Here is a 9462-nt window from a genome sequence, read left to right as displayed (position 1 = left end):
TGTCGTTGCGGACGACGGTCTGCTCGGCGTGGGCGAGCAGGGCGCGCTGGTCGACCTCGCCGAGGTTGCGGGAGGCGGGCAGCAGGGTTGCGATGGGCGAAGGCGTAGAGCCGTTCAGTGCCGATCAGCGCCCCGGTGATCGATATCCCTCGATCGATCCCTTTGCGCGCGTTGGTGATCGCGCCGGACTCGATGAGATCGACGACACCGTCGCCGATCATCCCGGAGTGCACGCCGAGATCGGAGCGATCGCCCAGCAGCCGAAGGACCGCGTCCGGCACCGCGCCGACGCCGACCTGCAGCACGGCGCCGTCGCCGATGTACTGCGCGGCGTGTCGGGCGATGGCGTCGTCGGTCGGGTCGGCGGCGGTCGGCGCGACGGCGACCGGTGCCCGCGAAACCCGCACGGCACAGTCGATGTCGGCGCTCGCGAGCAGCGCGCCGTGGGTGTAGGGCACCCGCTCGTTCACCTCGGCGATCACGACCCGCGCCTTCGTGACAGCGGCCCGCACGTAGTCGCTGATCAGCCCGAGGCTGTGGTTGCCGTGCGCGTCGGCGGGGCTCACCTGGACGAAGGCGACATCACAGCCGAGCGTGCCCGCCGCGATCATCGGCGCGACCCGGCTCACGTGGCACGGGATCACGGTCAGCTTGTGCGCCTTGGTCATCGACCGCAGCGTGCCGATCGCGCCCATGCTCGACAGGGCGAAGCTGTCGGCCGTCTCGGGCGTGAACAGTCCGGAGAAGCTGGTGGCGATGAACGCGTTGAGCCCGCCGATCTCGCGACCATCTGCGATCAACGCCTCGACCAGGGTGGTCGGCTCGCCGCACGCCTGACCGATGACGATGCGGTCGCCGTGGCGCAGGTAGCGGCCCAGATCCAGCTCTGTCGCCGCGACCGCGACGCTCACGCGCGGCCACCCGACGCCAGCAGCGCCTGCGCGCGGGCCAGGTGCGGACGATCGAGCATGGCGCCGCGATGACCGAGCGCGCCGACGCCGGGATGGGCGGCGAACAGGTCGACGATCTCCTGGGCCGCGGCCAATTCCGCGAGCGTCGGGGTGAACGCCGCGTTGATCACCTCGACCTGGTCGGGATGGATGGCGAGCATGCCGCTGTAGCCGTCGCGACGCACCCGCTCGGCTCTGGCCCGCAGCCCGGCCAGGTCGCGGAAGTCGCCCTGGATGGTCTCCACCGCCGCCACCCCGGCGGCGGTGGCGCCGAGCAGACACAGACTCCGTGCCAGCTCGTAGGTGAATCCGTAACTCCCGTCCGGATTTCGGTTCTCGGCGGCGCCGACCGAATCGGCGAGGTCCTCGGCGCCCCAGGTCATCGCGACCACCCGGGGCGCGCCGCGGTAGGAGCCGGTGGTGAACATGGCTTCGGCGGTCTCGGTCACCAACACGATGACCTTGGTGGAGCCCTGTTCGATCCCGGCGGCCACCTCCAGCGCGCTCAGATAGTGGTCGAGACGTTCGACATCGGCGCGACCGCGCGACTTGGGCAGCATGATGCCGCCGGGCCGAGCGGCGACGACGGCCGCCAGATCGGCCAGGGTGTGTGGTCCGTCGAGCGGGTTGACCCGCACCCACAGCCGGCTCGCGTCCGCAGGCCGTGCGGTGAGCAGATCGGCGATCATCGTGCGGGACTGCGCTTTCGCCGCGTCGAGGACGGCGTCCTCCAGATCGAAGATGACGATGTCGGCCGCGCTGGCCGCCGCCTTCTCCATCTTGCGCCTGCTGTCGCCTGGCGCGAAGAGCCAGGAACGCGCGCGAAAGGCTTCTCCGAGACTGGTCATTGCTGCTCCGATGCGGCGGTGGTGTGATGGGTCGTTATCTCGTCGAGTACTTCCGTGGTGTGGGCGCCGAGTCCGGGCGCGCCACCGGCGACCCGACCGGGGGTGCGGGAGAACCAGGTCGGCGGGCCGGGAAAGCGGACCGCGCCGTGCTCGGTCTGGACCGTCTCGAAGAAACCCGCCGTGTTCAGGTGCGGATCGTCGAAGAGTTCGTCGAGGGTGCGCACCGGGGCGGCCGGGATATCGAGCGCGCGCAGCAGGTCGAGCCATTGCTGGGTCGTGCGCTCGGCGAACGTCTCGCTCAGCAGGCCGTAGACGGTGTCGATCCGGGCCGCGCGCTGGGCCAGGGTGGCGAATTCCGGTCCGGCCCACGGTGGTCGGACCGCGTCGACGAACGCCGACCACTGTTTGTCGTTGTAGACCAGCGCGCTGACATAGCCGCCGTCGCTGGTCCGGTAGGGCTTGCGGTTGGGCGTGACGGCGCGGGGGTACACGGCGGGACCGAGCGGTGGGCTGAACAGTGCGCCGTTGGCGTGTTCGACCAGCATGAACGCGGCCATGGTCTCGAACATGGCGACCTCGACCTCCTGGCCCTCCCCCGTCCGCTCCCGATGGAACAGCGCCATGGTGGTGGCGTAGAGCGCAGTCAGCCCGGCCACCTTGTCGGCCAGGATGGTGCCGACGTAGCCCGCCGTTCCGGTCAACTGCTCCTGTGCGGAAAGCAGGCCGCTCTCGGCCTGGATGGTGTCGTCGTAGGCGGTGAAGTTCGCGTAGGGCCCGCGCCTGCCGTACCCGTAGCAGTTGGTGTAGACGATCGACGGATTGATCGCCGACACCGCGGCGTAGTCGAAGCCGAGTCCGGCGATCGCGGTGGCGCGCATCGAATGGACGAACACGTCGGCGTCGGCGATCAGCGCGCGCAGCGCCTGCTTGCCCGGCTCCGATCGCAGATCCAGGACCACGCTGCGTTTGCCCCGGTTCACATTGACGAACACCCCGCTCATCGCCGGGTCGGGGCCGACCGAGATGTAGCGGGTGTTATCCCCGGCGGGCGGCTCGATCTTGATCACGTCCGCACCCATGTCGGCCATGATCTGGGTGCAGTAGGGGCCCATGACCATCGCGGTCAGATCCAGGACACGCAGCTCGGACAGTGGTCCCGAGCGCGTCGTTGTTCGAGGTGCCATCACGGCTCGACCTCTCCTCCGTCACAGGGATCCGGCAGCCGAGAGATGTTGGCGGCCGGGCGGATTCGGCATCGGCGGAAGCCACATCCAGGAGCTCGCGCGTGCTCCGGGACAGCGGGACCGAGCCTATAGTATGAATCATTACAAGGATAGTGAGGGGAAGAAGTCGTGGACGACATCGACAACAGCGACCCATCGGGCTCGCACCCGCCTCGGCACGCGACCGTCGCCGGGGTATTCGACACCGCCCTGCGCGAGCGCCCGGACGCCGCCGCGGTGGAGGCGGTGTCGGGTGTCTGGACCTATGCCGAACTCGACGAACGGGCCGACCGGGCGGCGGGGGCACTGTGGTCGCTGGGCGTGCGGCCCGGCGACCGGGTCGCCGCGTGCCTGCCCAACGACCTCGACATCGTCGCCGCGTTTCACGGCGCGCAACGGATCGGCGCGATCTGGGCGGGGATCGGCGAGGCGCTCACGGCGAGTGAGCAGCGCTACCTCGACGAGCTCTGCGCCCCGATGGTCGTGCTCGCCGGGGAGCACTGCCGATTGACCGCGTCCACGTGCGTCGATTCCGATCGATGGGCGGACCTGATCGCCGCCGGGTCGGTCGCGCCGCGGGTCGAGGCCGACGTCGACGCGCCCGCCGCCATCGCCTTCACCAGCGGCACGTCGGGACAGCCCAAAGCCGTAGTGCACAGCCAGCGCAACCTGCTCCTGCCCGGCGCGACGCTCGTCGCCACGCGTGGCTGGGGCCCCGAACTGCGCAAGGGCGACAGCTTTCCGCTCACCATTCTCAACCTCATGGTCCTGTCCACCCTGCTCACCGCCCAGGCGGGCGGATGCGCGGTGGTGATGAACCGGCGCGACGTCGACGGTGTCGCCGAATGGATCGCCACGCGACGGGTCACCGTATGGAACGGCGCGCCCGCGCAGCTCTACGACCTCGCCCGCCGCCCCGACCTCGATCTCAGCTCGCTCACCGAGGTGTGGAGCGGCGGCGGCGACACCCCGGAATCGCTGCGACAGGCGTTCCACGCGGCGCACGGGCTCGTGCCCCGCGTCACCTACGGCCTGACCGAGGCACCGACCGTCGTCTCCATCGACCCGCCCCGCGCGGCCCCACGCCCCGGAACCTGCGGGCAGGTACTGCCGCAGTACACGGTCGCGGCCTACGACGACGACGGCCATCCGCTCCCTGCGGGCGAGCTCGGTGAATTGCGCCTCGACGGCGTCACCACCGGACCGTGGGCGCACCGGTGGCGACCGATGCTGGGTTACTGGGAACCCGAGGGCATTCGGGCACCGGCCCCCGGCCCGATCCCGACCGGTGACATCGGGACCGTCGACGCGGACGGCTGGCTGACCGTGCTCGACCGCAAGAAGCTCGTCATCATCCGAGGTGGCGCGAACGTCTATCCGCTCGAGGTGGAACGCGTCATCGCCGCCCACCCCGGCGTCGCCAAGGTCGCGGTCTGCGGCATCGCCGACGACCGGCTCGGCCATCGCGTCGCCGCCGTGCTCGAGCGCGCCGACGCCCCGATCGATATCGCCGAACTCACCGCGCTGTGCCGGCGCGAGCTCTCGCCGTACAAGGTGCCCGAGACCTGGTCGGTGGTCGATGCCCTGCCGGTCAACGCGATGGGCAAGGTCGAACGCACGAAACTGCCCGCGCTCGCCGCCCGGCGACCACACTCCACCGAAGCCTGAGGGAACCACCATGACACCCGAGCGCGACACGACCGCACGGCTTTTCGACCTCGACGGGCGGGTGGCGATCGTGACCGGCGCGTCGTCGGGTCTCGGCGCCGCGGTGGCGACGGCCCTGGCCGGCCTCGGCGCCCGGGTGGCGGTGGTGGCCCGACGCCGGGATCGATTGACCGAACTCGCCGCGCGCATCGACGGCCTCGCCATCGCGTGCGATCTGTCCGATCTCGACGGCAGCGGCGAGGGGCTCGAGGCGATCGTGCCCGCGGTCGTCGCCGCGCTGGGTCCACCGGAGATCCTGATCAACGCCGCGGGAACGATGTTCACCACCGAACGCGCCGAGGACGAACCCCTCGACGCCGTCCGTCGCACGATGGATCTCAACCTCGTCGCGCCGTTGCGGCTGTCGCAGCAGGTGTTTCCGCATATGCGCGCGCTCGGTCGCGGCACGATCGTGAACATCTCCTCGATCAGCGGGCGGGTCGGCATCCCCGGCATCCCGCAGGCGTCCTACGCCGCGAGCAAGGCCGGGTTGTCCGGGCTCACCGCCGAACTCGCGGTGCAGTGGGCGCGGCATTCGATCCGGGTGAACACGGTCGCGCCGGGCTTCTTCCGCAGCGAGATCACCGGGCCGCTCTACGAGAGCGAGCGCGCCACAGCGTATCTGCGGCGCAATACCCCACTGCCGAAGGAGGGCACCGCGCAGGACATCGTCGGGGCCGTGCTCTGGCTGGCGGGCGACGCGGGCAGCTACGTCACCGGCCAGACGATCGTGGTCGACGGCGGCTGGACCACCCGCTGACGCATTGAACAGTCAAGCATTGCTATCCTTAATAGGATTGACGTAATGTGCTCGCCATGGACGACACGACGGCGAAGTTCTCGGCGGTACTGATCGAAAAAGACGATGCGGGACGAAGAGTCGCGCTGACCAGCGTGGCCGAGTCCGCGCTCCCGGACGGCACCGTCGACATCGACGTCGAGTACTCGACACTGAATTACAAAGATGCCCTGGCGATCACCGGTGCCTCCCCCGTGGTGCGCAGCTTTCCGATGGTGCCCGGCATCGACCTAGCCGGCGTCGTCACCGACAGCGCGCACCCGGACTGGGCCAAGGGCGACCGCGTGGTACTCAACGGCTGGGGTGTCGGGGAAACCCACTGGGGTGGCCTCGCCCAGCGCGCCCGGCTCGACGGCGACTGGCTCGTGCCGCTACCCGAGGCGTTCACCGCCCGGCAGGCGATGGCCATCGGCACCGCGGGCTACACCGCGGGTCTGTGTGTGAGCGCGCTGCTCGACCACGGCGTGCGACCCGAGCAGGGCGAGGTCCTGGTCACCGGCGCGACCGGCGGAGTCGGCGGCATCGCGATCGCCCTACTCACCGCGGCCGGCTTCACCGTGGCCGCCGCGACCGGTAAGACCGACGAGGCCGACTACCTGCGCAACCTCGGTGCGGCCACGGTGCTCGACCGCGCCGAACTGGGTGCGGGCGGCAAGCCGTTGCAGAAGGAACGCTGGGCGGGGGTCGTCGACTCGGTCGGCAGTCACACCCTGGCCAATGCCTGCGCTCAGACCCGCTACGGCGGCGCGGTCGCTGCGTGCGGGTTGGCCCAGGGCATGGATTTCCCGTCCTCGGTCGCGCCGTTCATTCTGCGCGGGGTGACCCTCTACGGCATCGACAGCGTCATGGCGCCGCGCTCGCGACGCGACGCCGCCTGGTCCCGGCTCGCCCGCGATCTCGCCGCAGACACCATCGAGGCGATCGTCGAGGAGATCACGTTGGCCGACACCATCGCCGCCGCCGAGCGGCTCATCGCGGGCATGGTGCGCGGTCGCATCGTCGTCGACGTCAATCGATAATTCAGGAGCAGCTGTGAGCACGAAGCCGGACCGACCCGCGACCGCCCAACTCGATCTGTCCGATGTCGACCATCGGGTCGGTCAGCCGATCGGCGGCGGCCAACTGTGGGACCCGTGCAGTACCTCCGACATTCGCCGCTGGGTGATGGCGATGGACTACCCCAATCCCGTGCACTGGGATCACGAGTTCGCCAAGGAATCCCGCTTCGGCGGACTCGTCGCGCCGCAGTCGATCGCCGTGGCCCTGGACTACGGGCACGGTGCCGCGCCCGCCTGCGTAGGCCACATTCCCGGCAGCCATCTGATCTTCGGCGGCGAGGAATGGTGGTTCTACGGCTGCCCGGTGCGGCCCGGCGACACCCTGTTCCAGCAGCGCCGCTTCCACGACTACAAGGTCGCCGACACGAAATTCGCCGGACCGACCATGTTCTCGCGCGGCGACACCACCCACACCAACCAGCACGGCGTCCTGGTGGCGCGCGAACGGTCCACCGCGATCCGCTATCTCGCCGCCGAGGCCGCCGAACGCGGGCTCTACGAGAACCAGTTCGGCGCAGTGAAGAGCTGGACCCCGGCCGAACTCGGCGCGGTCGACGCGCTGCGCAACGACTGGCTGCTGTCCAACCGCCACGGAATCTCGCCCCACTTCGACGAGGTGAAGGTCGGCGACACCCTTCCGCGCCGGGTGATCGGACCGCACACGGTCGCCAGCTTCACCACCGAGTACCGGGCGTTCCTGTTCAACATCTGGGGCACCTTCGGCTGGGTCGCCCCGCCGGGCATCGCCGACCCGTGGGTGTATCAGGACCCGGGCTGGGTGGAGGGTTTCGCCTTCGACGAGGAGGGCGCCAAGATCGATCCGCGCAAGCGGGACGGGCTCTACGTCGGCCCGTCGCGCGGGCACATCGACGCGGACAAGGCCAGCGAGGTCGGGATGGCGCGCGCCTACGGCTACGGCGCCACGATGGGCGCCTGGTGCACCGACTACCTCGCCTATTGGGCGGGTTACGACGGCATGGTCCGCCACTCCAAGGCGAATTTCCGGCTGCCCGCCTTCGAGGGCGATGTGACCTACTTCGACGCCGAGGTGATCGGTAAGGACGCGGAGTCGGCCTGGGGCGTGCCGATCGTGCAGATCAAGCTGCGCCTGACCAATCAGGACTTCGGTGTGCTGGTGGACTGCACCGCCGAAGTCGAGTTGCCGTTCTAGCGGCGCCGAGACGAATCCGCGAGAGAGGCCGATGATGGGCGTGGAGTCCGAAACCGTATCCGCACAGGCTGTTTCGCTCGTGGCGGGACCCGACCTGAGCAGTGAGCCCGGCCTCGGGCCGCTCACGCTGCCCGGGTTCCTGCGCACGGTGACCCAGAAGTACGGCGATCGCGAGGCCGTGATCGCCGCGTCCGCACAGGGCGAGATCCGGTGGACCTACACCGATCTGTGGGAGCGCGCCGTCGAGGTCGCCACGGCGCTGCGCGCCACCGGCCTCGGCAAGGACGGCCGGGTCGGGGTGCTGATGACCAACCGGCCCGAATGGATCGCGGCGATGTTCGGCGCCGCGCTCGCGGGCGGGGTCGCCGTGGCCCTGAGCACCTTCTCCACCCGCGCCGAACTGGAATTCCTGCTGCGCGAGTCCAGCGTCTCGGTGCTGCTGTTCGAGCGGACCGTGGCGGGCAAGGACTTCGCGGCGATCCTGGCCGAGCTCGAGCCCCGGATCGCCACGGCCGAGCCCGGCGCGCTGGACTCGACCGAATTCCCCTTCCTGCGCAGGCTCGCGATGATCGGCGAGCCGACGCCGAGCACCGCGATCCAGACCTGGACCGACTTCCTGGCCGACGGCCACGGCACCCCCCGCGCGCTGGTCGAGGCCACCGCCGCGGCGGTGCGGCCCTGCGACGCGGCGGTGCTGTTCTTCTCCTCCGGCTCGACCAGCACGCCCAAGGGCATCCTCAGCGCGCACGCCGGGGTGACCATCCAGATGTGGCGCTTCCAGCGCATGTTCGCCTTCACCCCCGCCGACAATGTGCGGTGCTGGGCGGCCAACGGCTTCTTCTGGTCGGGCAATTTCGGTCAGGCGCTGGGCTCGACGCTCGCGGCGGGCGGGGTCCTCGTGCTCCAGCCGACCTTCGACGCCGCCGAGGCACTGGATCTGATGGCGGCGCAGCGGGTGAACTTCCCGGTCGCCTGGCCACACCAGTGGGCCCAGCTCGAGGCCGCCCCCAACTGGGCCACCGTCGATCTGAGCAGTATGCGGTTCGTGGACTACGACACCCCGGTCGCCCACCATCCCACCGTCTCGACCAGGTGGTACGAACCCGGCCACGCCTACGGCTGCACCGAAACCTTCACGATCGCCACGTGTTTCCCCGCCGACACCCCGCCCGAGGTGCACGCGGGCAGCAGCGGCCTGGCCCTGCCCGGCATGACGATCAAGATCGCCGACGCGCTCACCGGCGAGATCGTCGCGCGGGGTGCGCGCGGGGAGATCTGTGTGAAGGGCCCCACCCTGATGCTCGGCTATCTCGGGGTCCGGCGCGAAGACACCTTCGACCCCGACGGGTACTTCCACACCGGCGACGGCGGCTACCTCGACGACACGGGCCGGCTCTACTGGGAGGGCCGGCTCACCGACATCATCAAGACCGGCGGGGCGAACGTCTCACCGCTCGAGGTCGACGCGGCCCTGAACAACCATCCCGGAGTGAAGGTCACCCGCACGGTCGGCGTCGCGCATCCGACCCTCGGCGAGGTGGTCGTCGCGTGCATCGTGCCGCACGCCGGGGCCGAGCCCGCGGCCGAGGAGATCCGCGCCTTCCTCAAGGCGCAGCTCGCCAGCTACAAGGTGCCGCGCCACGTGCTGTTCTTCGACGACGCCGACATCGCGCTCACCGGCAGCGCCAAGATCAAGTCCAGCGATC

The 9462-nt window shown here is 70.0% G+C and carries 8 protein-coding genes; 5 read left to right on the top strand and 3 right to left on the bottom strand.

Features of this window, described 5'->3' with window-relative positions; all coding sequences use genetic code 11:
• From ACFWF3_RS12885 to ACFWF3_RS12875, 3 genes are all read right to left on the bottom strand, one after another.
• Positions 1-911: acetyl-CoA hydrolase (locus ACFWF3_RS12885; protein WP_379313830.1), on the bottom strand; the 911-nt coding region annotated here is incomplete at its 3' end.
• Positions 908-1798, bottom strand: coding sequence for a CoA ester lyase (locus ACFWF3_RS12880; RefSeq protein ID WP_067444887.1), 891 nt, complete (start codon positions 1796-1798; stop codon positions 908-910). The genes ACFWF3_RS12880 and ACFWF3_RS12885, both read right to left, overlap by 4 nt.
• Positions 1795-2982, bottom strand: coding sequence for a CaiB/BaiF CoA transferase family protein (locus tag ACFWF3_RS12875; protein WP_379313829.1), 1188 nt, complete (start codon positions 2980-2982; stop codon positions 1795-1797). Before ACFWF3_RS12875 ends, ACFWF3_RS12880 begins: the two co-directional genes overlap by 4 nt.
• Positions 2983-3150: 168 nt before the next feature.
• Between ACFWF3_RS12875 and ACFWF3_RS12870 the strand changes: the two genes are divergently transcribed.
• From ACFWF3_RS12870 to ACFWF3_RS12850, 5 genes are all read left to right on the top strand, one after another.
• Positions 3151-4689, top strand: coding sequence for an AMP-binding protein (locus tag ACFWF3_RS12870; protein WP_379313828.1), 1539 nt, complete (start codon positions 3151-3153; stop codon positions 4687-4689).
• 10 nt (positions 4690-4699) lie between these two features.
• Positions 4700-5488, top strand: coding sequence for an SDR family NAD(P)-dependent oxidoreductase (locus ACFWF3_RS12865; RefSeq protein ID WP_379313827.1), 789 nt, complete (start codon positions 4700-4702; stop codon positions 5486-5488).
• Positions 5489-5544: 56 nt separating this feature from the next.
• On the top strand, positions 5545-6546 hold the full coding sequence (locus ACFWF3_RS12860) for an MDR family oxidoreductase (RefSeq protein WP_379313826.1): 1002 nt from the start codon (positions 5545-5547) through the stop codon (positions 6544-6546).
• 13 nt (positions 6547-6559) lie between these two features.
• Complete coding sequence (locus ACFWF3_RS12855) at positions 6560-7756, top strand: MaoC family dehydratase N-terminal domain-containing protein (protein WP_067444876.1); 1197 nt, start codon at positions 6560-6562, stop codon at positions 7754-7756.
• 40 nt (positions 7757-7796) lie between these two features.
• Positions 7797-9462 (top strand): class I adenylate-forming enzyme family protein (locus tag ACFWF3_RS12850; RefSeq protein WP_379313825.1); only part of this gene is annotated, 1666 nt, incomplete at its 3' end.

This window comes from Nocardia sp. NPDC060220, assembly GCF_042727815.1.
GTDB lineage: Bacteria > Actinomycetota > Actinomycetes > Mycobacteriales > Mycobacteriaceae > Nocardia.
Note: the sequence above shows the minus strand (reverse complement) of the source record. Positions and strands in the feature narration are given on the sequence as shown.